16 protein-coding genes and 1 pseudogene are annotated in these 17,620 nt (G+C 73.1%); 5 read left to right on the plus strand and 12 right to left on the minus strand.

Translation table 11 applies throughout. From position 1 onward, the window contains the following. From C4J65_RS05555 to C4J65_RS05570, 5 genes and pseudogenes are all read right to left on the minus strand, one after another. A complete protein-coding gene (locus tag C4J65_RS05555; protein ID WP_205351126.1) occupies positions 1-1,281 on the minus strand; it encodes an NtaA/DmoA family FMN-dependent monooxygenase in 1,281 nt (426 codons plus the stop codon). A gap of 59 nt (positions 1,282-1,340) precedes the next feature. Next, on the minus strand, positions 1,341-2,420 hold the full coding sequence (locus tag C4J65_RS05560; protein ID WP_115741372.1) for an LLM class flavin-dependent oxidoreductase: 1,080 nt from the start codon (positions 2,418-2,420) through the stop codon (positions 1,341-1,343). A gap of 6 nt (positions 2,421-2,426) precedes the next feature. Further along, a pseudogene (locus C4J65_RS05565) lies at positions 2,427-2,951 on the minus strand (adenylate cyclase); the annotation flags it as partial. Between the two features lie 44 nt (positions 2,952-2,995). Next, on the minus strand, positions 2,996-3,154 hold the full coding sequence (locus tag C4J65_RS35990) for a hypothetical protein (RefSeq protein WP_162833039.1): 159 nt from the start codon (positions 3,152-3,154) through the stop codon (positions 2,996-2,998). A gap of 484 nt (positions 3,155-3,638) precedes the next feature. After that, positions 3,639-4,826 carry a DUF5685 family protein gene (locus C4J65_RS05570; protein ID WP_275898146.1) on the minus strand — a complete coding sequence of 396 codons (1,188 nt, stop codon included), beginning with the start codon at positions 4,824-4,826 and terminating at the stop codon, positions 3,639-3,641. 288 nt (positions 4,827-5,114) lie between these two features. On the opposite strand from C4J65_RS05570, the gene C4J65_RS05575 reads away from it, so the two are divergent. Next, positions 5,115-5,555 carry a cell division protein SepF gene (locus tag C4J65_RS05575; protein ID WP_115741374.1) on the plus strand — a complete coding sequence of 147 codons (441 nt, stop codon included), beginning with the start codon at positions 5,115-5,117 and terminating at the stop codon, positions 5,553-5,555. 42 nt (positions 5,556-5,597) lie between these two features. Here C4J65_RS05575 and C4J65_RS05580 read toward each other — a convergent pair whose 3' ends face one another. Further along, positions 5,598-6,791, minus strand: coding sequence for an acyl-CoA dehydrogenase family protein (locus C4J65_RS05580; RefSeq protein WP_115741375.1), 1,194 nt, complete (start codon positions 6,789-6,791; stop codon positions 5,598-5,600). A gap of 369 nt (positions 6,792-7,160) precedes the next feature. Beyond that, on the minus strand, positions 7,161-8,759 hold the full coding sequence (locus C4J65_RS05590; RefSeq protein WP_115741377.1) for an MFS transporter: 1,599 nt from the start codon (positions 8,757-8,759) through the stop codon (positions 7,161-7,163). Between the two features lie 258 nt (positions 8,760-9,017). On the opposite strand from C4J65_RS05590, the gene C4J65_RS05595 reads away from it, so the two are divergent. Together C4J65_RS05595 and C4J65_RS05600 are read left to right on the plus strand one after the other, a co-directional pair. Continuing rightward, positions 9,018-10,193 (plus strand): glycosyltransferase family 39 protein, encoded by a 1,176-nt coding sequence (locus C4J65_RS05595; protein WP_115741378.1) that lies wholly within the window; start codon positions 9,018-9,020, stop codon positions 10,191-10,193. Between the two features lie 259 nt (positions 10,194-10,452). Continuing rightward, positions 10,453-11,472, plus strand: coding sequence for a phosphatase PAP2 family protein (locus C4J65_RS05600; protein ID WP_115741379.1), 1,020 nt, complete (start codon positions 10,453-10,455; stop codon positions 11,470-11,472). A gap of 18 nt (positions 11,473-11,490) precedes the next feature. Here the strand turns inward: C4J65_RS05600 and C4J65_RS05605 are convergent, their stop codons facing one another. Both C4J65_RS05605 and C4J65_RS05610 read right to left on the minus strand, forming a co-directional pair. After that, entirely contained in the window at positions 11,491-11,706 is a 216-nt protein-coding gene (locus tag C4J65_RS05605) for an I78 family peptidase inhibitor (protein ID WP_003977071.1), read from the minus strand. 333 nt (positions 11,707-12,039) lie between these two features. Beyond that, the gene (locus tag C4J65_RS05610) at positions 12,040-12,882 is read right to left on the minus strand and encodes a hypothetical protein (RefSeq protein ID WP_115741380.1); all 843 of its coding nucleotides are present in this window, start codon (positions 12,880-12,882) and stop codon (positions 12,040-12,042) included. Between the two features lie 409 nt (positions 12,883-13,291). On the opposite strand from C4J65_RS05610, the gene C4J65_RS05615 reads away from it, so the two are divergent. Continuing rightward, a complete protein-coding gene (locus C4J65_RS05615; RefSeq protein ID WP_115741381.1) occupies positions 13,292-14,089 on the plus strand; it encodes a hypothetical protein in 798 nt (265 codons plus the stop codon). Between the two features lie 73 nt (positions 14,090-14,162). Beyond that, positions 14,163-14,456 carry a hypothetical protein gene (locus C4J65_RS05620; protein WP_003977067.1) on the plus strand — a complete coding sequence of 98 codons (294 nt, stop codon included), beginning with the start codon at positions 14,163-14,165 and terminating at the stop codon, positions 14,454-14,456. Between the two features lie 71 nt (positions 14,457-14,527). On the opposite strand, the gene der is transcribed toward C4J65_RS05620, so the two are convergent. The 3 genes from der to cmk form a co-directional block, all read right to left on the minus strand. After that, entirely contained in the window at positions 14,528-16,006 is a 1,479-nt protein-coding gene (gene der, locus C4J65_RS05625) for a ribosome biogenesis GTPase Der (RefSeq protein ID WP_115741382.1), read from the minus strand. A gap of 74 nt (positions 16,007-16,080) precedes the next feature. Further along, positions 16,081-16,743 carry a lysophospholipid acyltransferase family protein gene (locus tag C4J65_RS05630; protein WP_115741383.1) on the minus strand — a complete coding sequence of 221 codons (663 nt, stop codon included), beginning with the start codon at positions 16,741-16,743 and terminating at the stop codon, positions 16,081-16,083. Continuing rightward, a complete protein-coding gene (gene cmk / locus C4J65_RS05635; RefSeq protein ID WP_115741384.1) occupies positions 16,740-17,435 on the minus strand; it encodes a (d)CMP kinase in 696 nt (231 codons plus the stop codon). The genes C4J65_RS05630 and cmk overlap by 4 nt, the downstream gene beginning before the upstream one ends. Positions 17,436-17,620 lie beyond the last annotated feature (185 nt).

Consider the following 17,620-nt stretch of genomic DNA (forward strand, 5'->3'; position numbering starts at 1 on the left):
TCAAGCCTTCCACACCGGGTCGGACAGACCGAGGTGCGAACGCAGGGTGGCGCCCTCGTACGCGGTACGGAACGCGCCGCGCTCCTGCAGCAACGGGACCACCCGGTCCACGAACTCGTCCAGCCCGCCCGGGGTCAGATGCGGTACCAGGATGAAGCCGTCGGCGGCCTCCCGCGCCACGAACCCGGTCAGCTCGGCGGTGACCTCCTCGGGCGTGCCGACGAAGGACTGCCGGGCGCCCGCCTCGATCACGGTCTGCCGGATGGACAGTCCCCGTTCCTGCGCCAGCGCCCGCCACTTCTCGGCGGTCGCGACGCTGTCGCCCTGCCGGGTCCGTCCCCGGCTGAGCTGCGGGTCGGGCACCGGGTCGACGTCGGGCAGCGGCCCGTCGGGGTCGTAGCCGGACAGGTCGACGCCCCAGATCCGCTCCAGCGTGAACAGCGCCGTCTGCGGGGAGACCTGCTGCCACCGGATCTCCTCGGCCCGCTCCTGCGCCTCGGCGGCGGTCTCCCCGAGGACGACCGTGACACCGGGCATGATCTTGAGGTCGCCGGGGCTCCGGCCGTACGTCGCCAGGCGGCGTTTGACGTCGGCGTAGAAGGCGCGACCCGCCTCCAGGGTGCGGTGGCGGGTGAAGATCACGTCGGCCGACGATGCGGCGAACTCCCGGCCCTCGTCGGAGTCGCCCGCCTGGATCACCACCGGGTGCCCCTGCGGGGAGCGGGGCAGGGTGAACTCGCCCGCGATGTCGAAGTGCAGCCCGTGGTGGGCGAAGGGGCGGGGCGTGCCGTCCGGGGCCCAGGAGTCCCACAGCTCCCGTGCCGTGGCCACGAACTCGGCGGCGCGGGTGTACCGCTCGGCCCGGTCCAGGTGACCGCCGCGCCGGAAGTTCTCGCCGGTGAAGGCGTCGGAGGAGGTCACCACGTTCCAGGCAGCCCGGCCGCCGCTGAGGTGGTCCAGGGTGGCGAGCCGGCGGGCGAGTTCGTAGGGCTCGTTGAAGGTGGCGTTGACCGTGGCGGCGAGGCCGAGGTGTTCGGTGACGGCGGCGAGCGCGTTCAGCACGGTCAGGGACTCGGGGCGGCCGACCACGTCCAGGTCGTGGATGCGGCCCTTGTGCTCGCGCAGCCGCAGCCCCTCGGCGAGGAAGAAGAAGTCGAACAGGCCGCGTTCGGCCGTGCGCGCGAGGTGCTCGTAGGAGGAGAAGTCGATCTGCGAGCCCGAGCGCGGATCGGCCCAGACGGTGGTGTTGTCGACCCCCGGGAAGTGCGCGGCGAGATGCATCCGCTTCGGCTGCGCCGGTTTCGGCTGCCTCGGTTTCGGCAGCCTCGGTTTCGGTCCGGTCATGACGCTCCCTGCGCGACGGCGTACTGGTTGGCGGGCCGGGGCAGGCCCAGGTGCTCCCGGAGCGTGCTGCCCGGGTAGAAGGTGCGGAACAGGCCCCGGTGCTGGAGCAGGGACACCGTGCCGTTGACGAGGCGTTCCAGGTCGCGGCGCGGCTCGACGGGGGTGAGGTGGAAGCCGTCGACGGTGCCGTCCCGGTGCCAGGAGACGATCAGTTCGGCCAGGTCGACGGGGCCGCCGCGGTACAGCGGGCCGTGCGGGGTGGCGCGGGGGCCGCCTCCGCCGTGCCCGGGTTCTGCCGCGTACTCGCCGTCGCCGAGGTCGACGTCCAGGGCGGCGAGCACCCGCAGGTCGTCCGGGTCACGGCCGTGCGTCTCGGCGGCCGCCCGCAGTTCGGTTCGCGCGGCGGCGGCCCGGGCGGGGAGCGCGGTGCGCACGAGGGCCACGTCGGCGTACCGGGCCGCGACCGCCCGTGCGGCCCGGCCGGTGGCGTCGACCACGCGCACGGGGTGCCCCTGCGGGGGCCGCGGCACGATCGAGGGGCCCTTGACGGAGAAGGCGGCGCCGGTGAAGTCGACGTGGTGGAGTCGGTCCCGGTCGACGAAGCGGCCGGTGGCCACGTCCCGGATCTCGGCGTCGTCCTCCCAGCTGTCCCACAGGCGCGCCGCCACGTCGGCGACCTCGCCGGCCTCCTGCCAGAGCGCGTCGGCGGGTGCCGCGTGGCGGCGGCCGAAGAGGCGGGCCTCGCCCTCGGTGGTGGACACCTCGATCCGCCAGCCGGCCCGGCCGCGGCTGACCCAGTCCAGGGTCGCCACGGCCGCCTGGACGTGGAAGGGCTCGGTGTGGGTGGTGGTGACGGTGGGGACCAGGCCGACGCGCCGCGTGGCGGGCGCCAGCCGGGACAGGACGGCGAGCGCGTCGGGACCGGGCCGGGCGAGGCTGTCGCCCAGGGTCACGAAGTCGAGCGCGCCGCGTTCGGCGAGCCGGACGGCCGACACGTACGCGTCGGCGTCGTACACCGACCGCCGGTCCAGTGCGGCGGCCAGGTGCAGCCGCCGCCTGCCGTGGGAGGAGGTCATGCGGGATCATCCCCTTCTGTCTGCTCCGTGTGCGCCAACAGCCCTGTCTTCACCAGGCCTTGCCTCACACGACCCGTAGCCGATGAGGAAGGTCGGTAAGGCCCGCGCGGTGGCGTCGTTCTGCCGGAAGGCCACGCCGCCGGTGCGGGGCCGGGTGAACGCGCCCGAGCCGCGCGCGTCGGTGTGCGGGCCGAGCGCGAACCGGCGGGGACGCGGTCGCCCGTCCCGGTCCGGCACGCGCCCGTCGGCGCGGTCGACGGCCGGCAGTCCGTCCGGGGTCGGGCCGGCGCCGTCGGCGTGCAGCGCGCGCGGCAGCGGATCGCGGGCGCGTTCCACGGTGGGGTGCGGCAGCCGTGCCTCGACCGGCGCCCGCGCTTGGACGGCGGCGCCCGGCACGGTGGTGCTCGTCACCCGGGACACCCCGTCCTGGGGATGCGGGTCCACGAGGTGGATGTCGAGGCCGCGGCCGTCGTGCGGTTCGGGTGCGTTGGCGGCGATGCGCTCCAGCAGTCCGGTACCGCGCGGCCCGGCGCCGACCACGACCAGTGAGGCTCGGGTGTCGGGCGCGGGGCGGGTCATCGGGAGCACTCCGTGCCGCCGGCGCGGTGCGTCTGGACGCAGTACTGGCCGATGCCGGGCGGGCCGGGGCGATGGTGCGGGACGATCCGCGGGAGATCCGCCCCGTCCGGGGTTTCCGGTACGGCGGCGGACTTGTCGAGGGTGTCGGAGGACATGCGAAGGCTCCGTGACATCGAGTCAGTCGGACACGGTGGGTGGTGCCTTCACACGGCCGAGCCCCTCAGCACGGCCGTCCGCCGAGAGTACGGGGCTCTTTCCGTCCGCTGTCAAGGCTGTCCACACTGTGAGCCGCACGTCTCAGTTCGTTGACGCGGAACCGGATGCCTGTTCCACTTGGCCCATGCATCCGCAGCAGTGGCTGGTCACGCGCTCCCACATCGACTTCGGTCGAGTGTGGTCCTGTTCCTGTTGAGCCGACCCCTCTGCCTGCCCCGGTCTGCTGACCGCCCGATCCGCGCTCGCCACAGCCGCTGATCGCCTGATCCCGTCGGGGTCTCCTCGGGTTCGACCTGCCGTCCCGCCTTCACCCGCGCCCCCCTCCCCTCGCGCCGCCCCATACCCGCGCCCTCAGGAGACCTCTGACGATGCGTACGCCCACGCGCGCGGGCGCTCCGCCCGATGGGCGGAGGCCGCGGGCATTCAGCAGTTGCAGCCGCAGTCGCAGCCGTCACAGCCGCAGCCGCAGCCGTCGTCGCCGCAGCAGTTGCCGCAGCAGTCACAGCAGTCGCAGCAGTTGCCGCAGTCGCACTGGGAGCAGAGCCCCTCCCTGCGCTGCCCGCTCCAGGGGTCGTTGAAGGTGCCGCAGCACATCTGGCACGTGCAGGCCAGCCCGAGCCACACGGCACAGCCGGCGAGCAGCCCGCGGCGGTCGCGGCGCGGCGGCTCCGGGGGCGTCGGCCCACCGGGGCCACCGGGCGCACCCGGGGTGCCGGGAGGGGCGTACGGATGGCTGCCGTGGGCGCACGAGACGGTGCCGAACGCGCGGTCCACGGAATTGCCCAGCTCGTGCACGAGCAGCCGGTGCACCAGCCGCCCGTCGGTGAACTCGGCCTCCCGCAGGGCCAGCCGCACCCCGTGCACGGCGTCGTCGGCGAGTCGCCGGGCTTCGGTGAGCGGCGTCCCGGTGGCGGTGAGCGGGTTCCAGGCGCCGGACGCGGCGTCGGCCTCCCGGTCCTCCACGGCGTCCAGGAGATGGGCGAGCCGGCCGAAGAGCCGGCCGGCCTCGGCGAGCGGCGCGGCGTTGTGCGGCCGCCCGGCGAGGTGAGCGGTGTGCGCGAAGGCGGCGGCGGTCGCGGTCTCGGTCGGCTCGGTGACGGTGAGCAGGGGAGTTCCGAGTCCGGCGAGGGCCTCGATGCCACCCTGCCGGTCCACGGCGTCGACCAGCACGGCGGTGTCGAAGCCGACGGCGCTGCCGCCGCGCGCCCCGGCCGCGTCCCAGCCGCCGGCGATCCGGCGGGCGGCGAGGGCCACCGGCCGGCGGGCCAGCAGGCCGTCCCCGTCGGCCACGTGGTCGCGCACCTTGGCCGAGGCCAGCACCAGGGACACGGCCGCCGCGAGCCGGGCCCCCTCGCCGTGCGCGACGGACGCGGTGCGCATCCCGCGCAGCGGGCAGGGCCCGGCCGTGCGCCGCCCGGCGCCCGCACCGTCCCGCGCGGCCTGAGCCTCCGTCAAAACCGATATGAGCAGACCGTCATAGTTCGTCACGATGCGCGCGAACTGCCCGTGGTCCTTGCGCAGTGCGAGGCACAATCCGCACAAATGAGCCATCCACTGACTGGTGAGGCTCTCTCCGAGCCGGTGCCTGCACGGCCTGACGATTCCGAACACGACGCTCCCCCGTGGTTGTACGACGCTGAGCTGCGGCATCGTACCGACCGCCGCCTTCACCCGTACGCACCCGCTCTCACCCGTGTGCCGTGAAGAATCATATTTCACTCACAGTCAGCAGCCGTTTGGGAAACGACCCTTGGGACACAAGGACTCTCGACGGATCCGCTGTGCACCAGTACCGTCACAAACCCCCCGCGCGGCGTCTATCCACTTGGCGCGACGTCCGCATCATGGATGACCATAGGGATGCGGAAGCACGAAAGACCGCTGTGAGAGGAGGCGTCCATGGGATCGGTACGCAAGGCGAGTGCGTGGCTCGGCCTCGTCGACGACAACAACGATGACGAGCGTTACTACGACGACGACTACTCCGAGGGCACCGAGCCCGGGGACGCCTGGGTCACGGACCCGCGGGTCAAGGTGGCTTCGGACGTGGCCGAGGAGAAGGGCCGCCGCATCGCGACGGTCACCCCGGACAGCTTCCGGGACGCACGGGCCATCGGTGAGCTGTTCCGGGACGGCGTCCCGGTCATCGTGAACCTGACGGCCATGGAGGGCACCGACGCCAAGCGCGTGGTCGACTTCGCGGCCGGGCTCATCTTCGGCCTGCGCGGTTCGATCGAGCGGGTGTCCACCCGGGTGTTCCTGCTGAGCCCGGCCGACACCCAGGTCATCAGCGGTGAGTCCGGAACACATCGTTCCGACGGTTTCTTCAACCAGAGCTGAGGCGGGGCCGCGGACCACGGCCCCGCCCCACCCCCCGGCCTCTTACCGGAAGGCGTCGAGTCCGGTGAGCGCCTTGCCCAGCACCAGCTGGTGCATCTCGACGGTGCCCTCGTAGGTGAGCACCGATTCCAGGTTCGTCGCGTGCCGCATCACGGGGTATTCGAGGGAGATCCCGTTGGCGCCGAGGATCGTACGGGCCGTACGGCAGATGTCGATGGCCTCGCGCACGTTGTTGAGCTTGCCGAAGCTGACCTGCTCGGGACGCAGGCGGCCGGCGTCCATGCGCCGCCCGAGGTGGTGGGCGAGCAGGATCCCCTTGTGCAGTTCGACCGCCATGTCGGCGAGCTTGGCCTGGGTCAGCTGGAAGCCGCCGATGGCCCGCCCGAACTGCTCCCGCGACTTCGCGTACTCCAGGGCCGCCTCGAACGAGCTGCGGGCCGCGCCCATCGAGCCCCAGACGATGCCGTAACGGGCGTGCGAGAGACAGCTGAGCGGTCCGCGCAGCCCGGTCACCTCCGGCAGTACGGCGTCGGCGGGCAGCCGTACGTCGTCGAGCACCAGCTCGCTGGTGACGCTGGCCCGCAGGGACCACTTGTGCTTGATCTCGGGCGCGGAGAAGCCGGGGCTGTCGGTCGGCACGACGAAGCCGCGGATCCCCTCCTCGGTCTGGGCCCAGACGACGGCGACACCGGCGACCGACCCGTTGGTGATCCACATCTTGCGCCCGTCGAGCACCCAGTCGCCGCCGGCGTCCCGCTTGGCGTGGGTGCGCATGTTGGCCGGGTCGGAGCCGTGGTCGGGCTCGGTCAGCCCGAAGCACCCGATGACCTCACCGCCGGCCATGCGCGGCAGCCACTCCTGCCGCTGCCCCTCGCTCCCGAAGCGGTGGATGGCGTACATGGCGAGGGAACCCTGCACGGAGACCAGGGAGCGGATGCCGGAGTCGGCCGCCTCCAGCTCCAGACAGGCGAGCCCGTACTGGACGGCGGTGGCACCCGCGCAGCCGTAGCCCTCGAGCGACATGCCGAGCGCGCCGATGCTCCCGAGCTCGCGCGCGAGCTCCCGGATGCCGGGCAGCTCGCCGCTCTCGTACCAGCCCGCGATGTGCGGCAGCACGCGGTCCGCGGCCCAGCTCCGCACGGTGTCCCGGACCGCGAGGTCCTCCGGCTCGAGCAGGTCGTCGATGCCGAGGGGGTCGGCGGGGTCGAAGGCGGGCAACTTTGGGGACGCGGCCATGAGGACACCCTTCGGGACTCTTAAAACTAGCGCCGCTAGTCACGGCTCTCGCCGCCGACGTTACGATGCGCGGCTGCGCACGTCCACCATGCCCGTCCCTCGGCCACGCACCACCCGTTCACCGTCGGGAACGGGGCGGACGTCGCCCGCGGGGGTGACCCACCGTCGGCGGCTTGCGGTGAGTAACGGGGGGTGGGTGGCGACACGCGGTGAGAAGCAGGCACACACGGCGCGTACCCACAACGCCACAACCCCGGAACCGACCCCCATGACGACCGACGGCCGCCGAGGCTCCTCGGCCCCCCGCGGGCAACGGCCACCCCTCGGCCAACGGTGAACGGGCAGTGCGTGGGCGGGAGAGCCACGGGGTCACACCGAGACGCGGGACTCCACCGCCCCCCGGGGCGCGGGCACGGAGACCTCCTCGCACTGCATCACCCGCGGCAACCGCAACGCCATCACCGCCCCCAGCAGCAACAACACCGCACTCACCACCAACGTCACATGCAGCCCATGCACGAACGCGTCCCCCGCGGCCCGCCGCAACGCAACCCCCGCCGGCCCCCCGAGCTGCGCGGCAACCTCGTACGCCTCCCCCAGCGAATGCCCCGCCGCCACCGACGCCGACCCGGGCACCCCCGGCACGCCCCCCGTCAGCCCGGGCGCGTACGCCGCGTTCATCACGCTGCCCAGCAACGCGATGCCGATCCCGGCGCCCAGCTGGTAAGAGGTCTCCCCGATCGCCGCCGCGCCCCCCGACTGCTCCTGCGGCGCCTCGCTCAGCATCGACTCGTACGCCCCGAACAGCGTCGTCTCCAGACCGAAGCCGAGCAGGACGAACCCGGTCAGCAGCAGCGCGCAGTTGTCGGCCCGGCCCATCGCCGTGAGCAGCACCACCGCGAAGGCCGTCAGGCAGAACCCCGCGCACACCGTCCGCCGCGGCCCGAAACGCCGCAGCAGCCGCGCACCCGCGAGCCCCGCCGCCATCGCCGCGAAGGTCAGCGGCAGCAGCCGCAGCCCGGTCTCCAGCGGGGAAAGACCGAGCACCAGCTGCAGGTACTGCGCGGCGATCAGCTCAAGACCCACCAGCGCCAGCATGGCCAGCACGATGCACCCCACCGACGTACTGAACGCCGGCCGCCGGAACATCGCGAGGTCCACCAGCGGATACGTGCGCCGCCGCTGCCGCCGTACGAAGCCCGCCAGCAGCGCCGCGCCCAGCACCAGCGGCAGCACGGTGAGCAGGCTCGCCACCGGCTCGCCGCCGCCCAGCCGCTTCACCCCAAGGACGACCCCGAACAGGCCGCCCGCAGCCATCAGCGCGCCGGCCACGTCCCAGGGCCCGTGGCCGTCGCCCTTCGACTCGGGCAGCAGCAACCGCCCCACCGGCAGGCTGACCAGCATCAGCGGGATGTTGACCAGGAAGACCGAGCCCCACCAGAAGTGCTCCAGCAGGAAGCCGCCGAGCAGCGGACCGACCGCCGCGCCGACCGCGGCCACGGCGCTCCAGATGCCGATGGCCAGCGCCCGTTCCCGCCGGTCGGGGAAGACCTGCCGCAGGATCGACAGGGTCGCGGGCATGATCATGGCGCCGCCCACGCCGAGCAGCGCGCGGGCCGCGATCAGCACCTGGGCGGTCTCGGCGAGGGCCGCCAGCGCGGAGGCGACGCCGAAGAGGGCGTAGCCGAGCAGCAGGACCCGTCTGCGGCCCACCCGGTCACCCAGCGTGCCGAAGAGGATCAGCAGCGAGGCGCAGACGAGCGGGTAGACGTCGACGATCCAGAGCAGTTCGATGGCGCCGGGCCGGAGGTCCTCGGTGACGGCGGGGACCGCCACGTGCAGCACGGTCGCGTCGACGGCGACGAGCAGCAGGCTGACGCAGAGGACGACCAGGACCACCCAGCGGTTGGCACCGGCCCCGGCCGCCCGACGGCGCGGCGCGGCGGCAGCCGTGGTCGTCCCGGACATGTACGTACCTCCAAGATGTTCCCTCGCGTCCGGCGGGCCGTGGGGTGGGGACTCCCCCTGGCTCGGCCGGAGAGGAGCGGGGGGCTCCGGGCCGTGCAGCGGAACGCGAGTGACTCGCCAGAGTACGCGAGACCGGGCACCGCACACGTGTCGGGTCTCACACATCCCGCGTCACCTGTGTGGCGTGCGCCACTGCGGCCACCGTGCCACCCGCCCCGGCGGGACCCCCGCCCCCGCGGCCGACGGATAATCGGGCCCGTGACCGATCTTGAAACGCGCGACGCGGCCCGCCGGGGCACCCCGGGTCCGTCCGGTGCCCTGCGCCGGGCCGCCCCGGCGCTGCTCGGCTACGCGGCCGTGCGCGCGCTGGGCCTGCTCGCCCTGGCCCTGTGGAGTGCCGCGCGCGACAAGAACGCGTACACGCTGCTGACGGCCCGCTGGGACTCCCTCTGGTACACCAGGGTCGCCGAGCTGGGATACGGCTACGAGGTGCGGCTACCCAACGGCGACGTGCACTCCAACCTGGCGTTCTTCCCGCTGCTGCCCTGGCTGGAGCGGCTCGGCGCGGCGGTGACCCCGCTGTCGTACGCCGACGCCGGGTTCGTCGTCTCCCTGCTCGCCTCGCTCGCCGCTGCCTGGGGGATCTTCGCGGTGGCGGAGCACGTGTACGACCGCCGCGTCGGCGTGTGCGCGGTGCTGCTGTGGGCCGTGCTGCCGGTCGGTGTCGTGCAGTCGATGGCGTACAGCGAGTCCCTGTTCACGGCACTGGCCGCCTGGTCGCTGTACGCGGTGCTGACCGGGCGCTGGGTGACGGCCGGGACGCTGGCCGCGCTGGCCGGGCTGACCCGCCCGGTGGGGCTCGCGGTGACGGCGGCGGTGTGGGTGGCCGCGATCGCGGCGTTCACGCGGGACCGGGACGACCGCGACGGCCGGGACCGCGCGCGGCGGGTGCTCGGCATGCTGCTCGCACCCCTGGGGGCGGCCGGTTACGTCCTGTGGGTCGGTCACCGCACCGGCGGGGGCCCGCTCGGCTATCTCGACGTACAGGCCGGCTGGCGCAACGGCTTCGACGGGGGCGCGGCCTTCGCCCGTTTCGTCGCCGCCAAGTTCACGTCGTTCCCGGCGGCCCTGGCGGGCGTCGGGCTGATCATCGGGGTCGCGCTGCTGGTCTGGCTGTACGTGGTGTGCGTACGGCAGCGACAGCCGCTCCCGCTGCTGGTGTACGCGGGGCTCGTCACCGTGCTCGCCCTGTGCGCGTCGAGCTACTTCGGCTCGAAGCCCCGGCTGCTGCTGCCCGCGTTCCCGCTGCTGTTCCCCCTGGCCGTGGGCCTGGCCCGGCTGCGCACCGCCAGGTCGGCGCCGGTCGTGTGCGGGGTCGCGGTGGCGGCGGCAGTGTACGGGGCGTTCTGGCTGAACGGCTCCGGCCCGCCCTGACCGGCCGGGTCCCGCCAGGTTCCGGCGCCGTCCGCCCGGTGACCACCGGGACAATTCCGCACCAGCATTCGGTGAACGAATTCAAAAGCACGATAAAACCGTCGGCCGGACAGATCAAAGGAATTGAAGTCCGCGGCCGGGCGAGATTGCGGATTACCCGGAAATAGGGCACCGCCTGAGAGGAATCCCACATCACATCGTCATCACAAAGCCGTTGATTCGGCCGGGATCACTCCTCACTCGCTGTAACGTCGATTGGGTGCGTATCGAACGGAAGCCCACCCGTCTGGACCGGGTGTTCGCGAGACTGGACCGGGAGCCGGAACGACCGGCGCTCCTGGACGTGCCGGAGATGTCCCGGCACAGGATCGCGCTGTTCGCCGGGACCCTCGCGTTCTACATCGCGATCGTGTGGGCCGTAGTGATCACCTCGTGGCTGGTCCGGCTCGACTGGCAGGTCATGTTCTTCCGGCCCTACCAGCAGTGGCCGGAGATCCACGCGTTCGTCGACTACTACGTGGTGCTCGGCCAGCGCGGCCCCACCGCCGTGATGGTCGCGGCCTGGCTCGGCTGGCGCTCCTGGCGGCAGCACACCCTGCGTCCGATGCTGGCGCTGGGCGTCTCACTGCTCCTGCTGAACGTCACGGTCGGCGCCGCCAAGTACGGCATGGGGCGGCTGGGACCGCACTACGCGACCACGATCGGCGCCAGCGAGATGTGGCTCGGCGGCGATATATTTCCGAGCGGTCACACCGCGAACGCCGTCGTCACCTGGGGCATCCTCGCCTACCTGGCCTCGACGCACCGAACCCGGCGCTGGCTGTCCGCGGTCTCCGCGGTCACCTCGCTCGGGGTGGGCATGTCCACCGTCTACCTCGGCACGCACTGGCTCAGCGACGTGATCCTCGGCTGGGTGGCGGGCCTGCTGATCCTGCTGGCGCTTCCCTGGTTCGAGCCGCTGATCACCCGTGCGGAGGCGTGGATCCTCGGCCTGCGCGACCGCTGGTACGCCCGCCGCGACCGCGAGGGCCCGACGAAGCGGCCGCTCGGCCCGCCCGTACCCGTCGCCCCGCCCGGCTCCGGCCGGCCCGAGACACCGGCCCGCGAGCCGGTCGCCGCGTCCCGCACCGCCCGGGCCGCGGGCCACCTGGCGCCGGGTCCGCACACGGTCCGCCCGGACCGTACGCCGGTGACCCCGGCCGGCAGCCGCCGGCCGCCGCACGCCGACCGGCACACGCGTAACACGGCCCCGGCCGCACGGCCCCTGTCGGGCGGCTGACCGGGCCCAGGGCCTGCCCTAACCCTTCCAGGCGCGGGACACCCGGCCGTCCTTCACCTCGAAGTTGAGGCGGCCCACGCGGTACTCCATGGTGATGACCGTGCCCGGCGCCAGCGACCGCACCGTCGACCAGCCCCGCTCCCGCGCCAGCCGTTCGGCCGCGTCGGAATCGAGGCCGACGTAGGTGTCCGGACTGTCCTGGGGCTCGGCGGGGGGTGTCGGAATCGGTGCCATGCCGCCACGCTATGCCCTGCCCCGGGAGCGGGGAAGCCCAGGCCGGTATCGCGGGCCCCGGATGCACCTACGGTCACATTTCTGTCACAAGATCATGTGGCCCGCTTTACTGGAACCCGTTCACACGGACGGACGGTTTTTCATGCGTTCCACACGCAGTCGAGGCCTATTTATGCATGTCGCGGCAGCCGGTCGGATAAGGCGGACGCAAAAGGCTTCGGGGCGCCCCCGTCAGAGCCCCGCATTCCGTACTCGAACGCCTCCGAAAGCACACGTACGCCCTTGCGGAACGGCCCGCGGATCACTTACGCCAATCGAACATCGGACACCCGGTCAGGCGTCCAGCGGGGTGACGGCGAGCGACAGGTCGTTGTCCCGGGTGTAGTACGGCCCGGCCTCCGCCGGGCCGTGGGGCGTCCGCACGCGCGCGCGGGGAAACGTGAGGACCGGGCTCTTGTCGGCGACGTCGTCCAGCAGCCGCGCGAGGCGCACCACCGGACCGGCGTCACCGGCGGGGCGCAGCCACAGGTCCCAGACACCCGGCTCCAGGCCCTCGTAGGGCACGGTGAAGGCGAACTCCGTCCGCTCGGCGGCGACGTCCACCCGGCGTACGCGGCCGCCGCCCTCGCCGCCCTCTCCACCGCCCGGCCGGGCGCACAGCTCGGCGTCCGCCCCGGGCACGAGCCGGGTGCCGTACACCCGCCCGCGTACGGTCAGGCCACCGCTCGCCAGGCGCAGCTCCACCGCCTCCGCGTGCGGGGCGCGCAGCCAGCTGCGGACCGTGAGGTTGCCCTGCCGGGTGGCGTACGGGATGCGGACGGCGACGTGGCCCAGCAGCCCGCTGGGGATGCGCTCGGCGAGGGAGCGCAGATCGGTGACGCCGGGCACCAGGCGTCGCGGCTCGCCGCCGGAGAGGAGGGCGTAGGCGTCCCAGCGGCCCTCGGGCAGGGACACGCTGCTGGGCAGCGCGGCGCGCAGCCGGCCCTCCGCCGCCGGGGCCAGCGGCAGGCTGACCGTGTCTCCCGTGCCGTCGAGGCCACCGGCGGCGCGGCGGCGCAGGATGAGCAGGGCCGCCCCGGCGTTTCCGCGCGCGGCGACGTCGAAGGTCAGACCGCCCGCGGAGTCGCCGATGCAGTCGGCGCGCAGCGGAGCGGCCGACGGGGGCGGCGGCGTCATGCGGTGCGGTTCCTCCCATGGGCTTCTCGTCGTCCGGTTAGACCCGGAACCCCGCCTTCTGGTTGTCCGTGTCCGATTGCGATGTGGTCACGACGGGGGCGAGCGCCCGGCAGCACTCCTTTTCGGTCACCCAGTTCATTCGCTGATTTCCTGATTTGTCGACTCGCGGACGGGACGGCCCGACCGGTTGCGCCGGCCCAACCCCGTTCTGCCGCACCCCACTTGGGCGTGCGGCGACGCTCGCGGCCCTCGGACGATCGCGAGCGCCGCATGGTTCGATTCCGTTGGCCATGGGGCGTGACTCCCGCCACTGATCCCCCGTTGTCCTTGCATGAGCCGGGGACCCGCCCGGACCACGGCCCGGGAGCCACCCGGTCCGGCCACGCACCGCATCCCGAGGGAGCCACCCGTGCCGCGCATGCTCGACGTCAGCGACGACGTACGCGCCGAGATCGGCGACGAAGAAGCCGACCGCCTGCTGGCCGGGGAGTCCGCCCCGGGCAGCTACGACTGCACGTCCTGCCGCACCCCGGGCGACTGTGAGCAGGAGCGCACCAGCACCGTCCTCTTCATCGGGGACGAGACCGCCGTGCTCGCGTTCGCCCACGCGGGCTGCCTGCCCTCGCAGGTCGTCAAGGTCACCGAGGAGCAGCTTCAGGGGGCGGTGCGGTCCATCAGCGCCGACCAGGCCCGCTCGGAGCCCGCTCCCGCGGCCCCCGAGAAGGCCGCGCCCGAGCAGGCCGTGCTCGGTGTCACCAGCGGGCTGATCCTGATCGCCGGGGAGCTGCACCCGGCCCTCGTGGTGGAGCCGACCGCTCCCATCGCGCGGCCCGGCACGGCCGGCGCCGGTGACGACTTCCTGCCGCTGCTGATCGAGCAGGGCTTCATGCCGGTCACCGAGCTGGCGTCCACGCCTGCCGTGCTGCACGGCTGGTCGGTCCTGCTCGCGATGGGCCAGCTGCATGCGGTGCTCCAGCCCGGGACGAACGGCGGCCGGCCGGTGGCCTGGTGGCAGGCGCACCAGCCGCTCCAGGTCACCGAGGGCTGGCGTACGGCGGCCAACAAGCACCAGCAGGTGCTGATGTTCGCCGCGCCCGTCGGATCGATCGGCCGGCAGCCGCGCGAGGACCTGCTGCGGGACGCGCTGGACAAGGCGGCGGCGAACGGACAGCTGGTCGCGGCGGCGCTGCCGCTGGCGGGAACCTGAGCCCGTCCGGTGGGCTGCCGGACGGCCGTCACCTGGGCCGCATCCCTTCCTGCGCGGGGTCGTTTGGACATACGTGTACGCATACGACGCCTTCCACCGCCACGGCGGCCCCTCGGCCACGCCGATCTACGACGCGCTCTACGCCGAGTACGTCAGGTCCTTCCGATCGCTGCCGGGCGATCGCAGCGGTGAGGAGGAGCTGGGATTCACGGCCTTCAGGAGCATCCCGCGCGGCAGAGGCGGCTACAGCGCCTACAGCGCGGGGGCCCAGAGCGCCCGCGTCGGCCAGCAGTCGGTGTGGCAGCGGGTCGGCGGCACCCACCACGTACCGGCGGCTCTGCCACCGGCCCCGCGGTCGGGTACCTGACCGCCGGACGAGTGACGTGTGAGGGGCGCCCCCCGGGCCGGGGGGCGCCCCTCACACGTCACCGGGTGTCCCTACTTCTTCTTGGCGCCGCGCTTCTCGCGCACCCGCACCGAGATGTGGATCGGCGTCCCCTCGAAGGCGAACTCCTCGCGCAGCCGGCGCTCGATGAAGCGCCGGTAGCCGGCCTCGATGAAGCCGGAGGCGAAGAGCACGAACCGCGGCGGCTTGGTGCCGGCCTGGGTGCCGAAGAGGATGCGCGGCTGCTTGCCGCCCCGCACCGGGTGCGGGTGGGCGGCGACCAGCTCGCCGAGGAAGGCGTTCAGCCTGCCCGTGGGAACCCGGGTCTCCCAGCCCGCCAGCGCGGTCTCGATCGCGGGGACCAGCTTCTCCATGTGCCGGCCGGTCTGCGCCGAGACGTTGACCCGCGGCGCCCAGGCCACCTGGCCCAGCTCGGTCTCGATCTCCCGCTCCAGGTAGTAGCGGCGCTCCTCGTCGAGGGTGTCCCACTTGTTGTAGGCGACGACGATCGCGCGGCCCGCCTCGACGGCCATGGTGACGATCCGCTGGTCCTGGACCGAGATCGACTCGGAGGCGTCGATGAGGATCACGGCCACCTCCGCCTTCTCGACGGCGGCGGCGGTGCGCAGCGAGGCGTAGTAGTCGGCGCCCTGCTGGAGGTGGACGCGCTTGCGGATGCCCGCCGTGTCGACGAACTTCCAGGTGACGCCGCCCAGCTCGATCAGCTCGTCGACCGGGTCGCGGGTGGTGCCGGCCAGCTCGTTGACCACGACGCGCTCCTCGCCCGCGACCTTGTTCAGCAGTGAGGACTTGCCGACGTTGGGGCGGCCGATCAGAGCGATGCGGCGCGGGCCGCCGAGGGCGGTGCCGAAGGTCTGCGCCGGGGCCTCGGGCAGGGCCTCCAGGACCTTGTCCAGCATGTCGCCGGTGCCGCGGCCGTGCAGCGCGGAGACGGGGTGCGGCTCGCCCAGGCCCAGCGACCACAGGTAGGAGGCGTCGGCCTCGCCGCTCGGGCCGTCGACCTTGTTGGCGCACAGCACGACGGGCTTGCCTGCCTTGCGCAGCAGCCGGACGACCGCCTCGTCGGTGTCGGTGGCGCCGACCTTGGCGTCCACGACGAAGACGACCGCGTCGGCGGCCTCGATCGCGTACTCGGCCTGCGCGGCCACGGAGGCGTCGATGCCGAGGACGTCCTGCTCCCAGCCGCCGGTGTCGACGACCTTGAAGCGGCGCCCGGCCCACTCGGCCTCGTAGGTGACGCGGTCGCGGGTGACACCGGGCTTGTCCTCGACGACGGCCTCGCGGCGGCCGATGATGCGGTTCACGAGGGTCGACTTGCCGACATTGGGGCGGCCGACGACGGCGAGGACGGGCAGCGGGCCGTGCCCGGCCTCCTCGATCGCGCCCTCGACCTCGTCGACGTCGAAGCCCTCTTCGGCGGCCAGCTCCATGAACTGTGCGTACTCGGCGTCGCCGAGCGCCCCGTGGTCGTGCTCTCCGCCCGAGCCCTCGGGGTGGATGTGGTCGTTCATGAAGTCCGTACCTCGTTCATCGTGGTGATCGGTGGAACACCCCTGTACCGGGTGATCCACTACTCAAGTGTCACTCAGCGCCCGGTGAGGCGCCTGGCGTTTTCCAGGTGCGCGGTGAGCTGCTTCTGGATGCGTTCGGTGGCCTCGTCCAGGGCCTTGCGGGTGCGCCGCCCGCTGCCGTCGCCCGCGTCGAAGGGGTCGCCGAAGACGACGTCCACGCGGGAGCGCAGCGGGGGCAGCGCCTTTATCAACCGTCCGGGACGGTCCGTGCTTCCCAGCACCGCGACCGGGACGATCGGCGCGCCGCCGCGCACCGCGAAGTAGGCCAGCCCGGCGCGCAGCGAGGCGAAGTCGCCCTCGCCCCGGGTGCCCTCCGGGAAGATGCCCAGGACGCCGCCGTCGGCCAGCACGCCCAGCGCCTGCCCTATGGCCCCGCGGTCGGCGGAGTGGCGGTCCACCTTCAGCTGGCCGATGCCGGTCAGGAAGCGTCCGAGCGGACCGACGAACGCCTCCTTCTTGATCAGGAAGTGCGTCGGCCGGGGCGCCACCCCCATGACCATCGGGCCGTCGATGTTGTGCGCGTGGTTGACGGCGTAGATCACCGGGCCGGTGGCGGGCACCCGCCAGGCGCCGAGCACGCGCGGCTTCCACAGCCCGTACATCAGGCCGACGCCGATGCGCCGGCCGACCTCGGCGCCCTTCTCGGAGGGGGCGGGCGCTGCGGAGGATGCGGTCACTTGCCGGCCCGCTTCTCCTCGACGAGGGTGACGACGCACTCGATGACCTGCGGGAGGGTGAGGGCGGTGGTGTCCACCTCGACCGCGTCGCCGGCCTTGGCCAGCGGGGAGGTCTTGCGGCTGGAGTCGGCCGCGTCCCGCTTGATCAGGGCCTCGCGGGTGGCGTGGACGTCGGCGCCCTTCAGCTCGCCGCTGCGGCGGGCGGCGCGGGCCTCCGCCGAGGCGGTCAGGAAGATCTTCAGGTCGGCGTCCGGCAGCACGGTGGTGCCGATGTCGCGGCCCTCGACGACGATGCCGAGCGGCGCGGCGGCGGCGATGGTGCGCTGCAGCTCGGTGATCCGGGTGCGGATCTCCGGCACCGCGCTGACCGCGCTGACCTTGGAGGTGACCTCCTGGGTGCGGATCGGTCCGGCCACGTCCACGCCGTCGACCGTGATGGTCGGGCCGGCCGGGTCGGTGCCGGAGACGATCTCGGGCTTGCCGGCCGCGGCGGCGACGGCGTGCGGGTCGTCGGTGTCGATGCCGTTGCTGACCATCCACCACGTGATCGCCCGGTACTGCGCACCGGTGTCCAGGTAGCTGAGGCCGAGCTGTGCGGCCACGGCCTTCGACGTGCTCGACTTGCCCGTGCCGGAGGGGCCGTCGATGGCGACAATCACGGCCGGGGCGGTCGGGGCGGCGCCGTTTTCCACGAGGGGACACCTTCCTGGTGCGGTGCGGTGGGTGGTGTGCGGGACGCGAACGCGTCCCGACAGGGCCTGTCTGATGACTCCCGTCGTCCGCCCGGAGGGCGGGCCCGGCGGCGTCTGGTGCGTGCGATCGCAACGCGCCGGAGCGCCCTCGGTGGGGGTCCCTCCCACGCCGTTCAGGCAGTGGG

It is taken from the genome of Streptomyces sp. CB09001, assembly GCF_003369795.1.
Classification (GTDB): domain Bacteria; phylum Actinomycetota; class Actinomycetes; order Streptomycetales; family Streptomycetaceae; genus Streptomyces.

What these genes read in the sequence shown, in the direction of transcription:
- C4J65_RS05555 (WP_205351126.1), bottom strand. Translation starts at nt 1,281, where the DNA reads ATGCATCTCGCCGCGCACTTCCCGGGGGTCGACAACACCACCGTCTGG.
- C4J65_RS05560 (WP_115741372.1), bottom strand. Translation starts at nt 2,420, where the DNA reads ATGACCTCCTCCCACGGCAGGCGGCGGCTGCACCTGGCCGCCGCACTG.
- C4J65_RS35990 (WP_162833039.1), bottom strand. Translation starts at nt 3,154, where the DNA reads ATGTCCTCCGACACCCTCGACAAGTCCGCCGCCGTACCGGAAACCCCG.
- C4J65_RS05575 (WP_115741374.1), top strand. Translation starts at nt 5,115, where the DNA reads ATGGGATCGGTACGCAAGGCGAGTGCGTGGCTCGGCCTCGTCGACGAC.
- C4J65_RS05580 (WP_115741375.1), bottom strand. Translation starts at nt 6,791, where the DNA reads ATGGCCGCGTCCCCAAAGTTGCCCGCCTTCGACCCCGCCGACCCCCTC.
- C4J65_RS05590 (WP_115741377.1), bottom strand. Translation starts at nt 8,759, where the DNA reads ATGTCCGGGACGACCACGGCTGCCGCCGCGCCGCGCCGTCGGGCGGCC.
- C4J65_RS05605 (WP_003977071.1), bottom strand. Translation starts at nt 11,706, where the DNA reads ATGGCACCGATTCCGACACCCCCCGCCGAGCCCCAGGACAGTCCGGAC.
- C4J65_RS05610 (WP_115741380.1), bottom strand. Translation starts at nt 12,882, where the DNA reads ATGACGCCGCCGCCCCCGTCGGCCGCTCCGCTGCGCGCCGACTGCATC.
- der (WP_115741382.1), bottom strand. Translation starts at nt 16,006, where the DNA reads ATGAACGACCACATCCACCCCGAGGGCTCGGGCGGAGAGCACGACCAC.